Genomic DNA, 666 nt, shown 5'->3' on the forward strand with positions numbered 1-666 from the left:
AGCGCTTGAACACCCCCCTCTGTCCTGCCGGACATCTCCCCCGCAAGGGGGGAGATTGGCAGCTTTGCCCTCGCTGCGAACTTTCAGTGTTGGAATTTGGCGAAAGCGATAGCGACCGTCGATCTCCCCCCACGTGGGGGAGATGTCCGGCAGGGCAGAGGGGGGTACTGTCCCGTGAGCCATTCCAGCCCTCGGCGTAGAGCACTCCCTTACCAAGGGAGTGCTCTACCTTGCGGTCGGTAGTATCTATTTCGATGACGAAATTGCGCAGCCGCCACTCGCGGTCTTGAGCTTCCACCTTTTTAAGCCGGCCTGGCAATTGCGCAGCGCCGTCTCTTCCGCCGCCTTCTGGGACGGCGCGTTTAGCTTCGCCCCGCAGACAATGTAGAGGTCGACGACACGCGAATAAAAGGTTGTAGCGTAGGCCGAATGGCCGCTCGCCGCGACGTAGCCCTTGTAGGCAACGTTGCATTCGCCCGAACCCAAGGTCGGCGGAAAACGCACGTCTCCCTTGCGTCCTGCGAGCGATTCCGCCGAGCCGGCGTCGGTCGCTGTTAATATTAGAAATACAGAAAGTATCGAAGCAGCCGTTCCCTGGCAATATTTCAGTTTCATTTCCAGCCCGTCCCCATTGCCCCATGCTGGATAAGCAGTAGCGAATATTTT

At 58.6% G+C, this 666-nt stretch carries 1 protein-coding gene; it reads right to left on the reverse strand.

All coding sequences use genetic code 11. The features are described 5' to 3' along the window. Positions 1-246 precede the first annotated feature (246 nt). Positions 247-666 (reverse strand): hypothetical protein (locus tag EOB49_RS34445; RefSeq protein ID WP_348630292.1); only part of this gene is annotated, 420 nt, incomplete at its 5' end.

Source organism: Mesorhizobium sp. M7A.F.Ca.MR.148.00.0.0 (assembly GCF_003997735.1).
GTDB lineage: Bacteria > Pseudomonadota > Alphaproteobacteria > Rhizobiales > Rhizobiaceae > Mesorhizobium.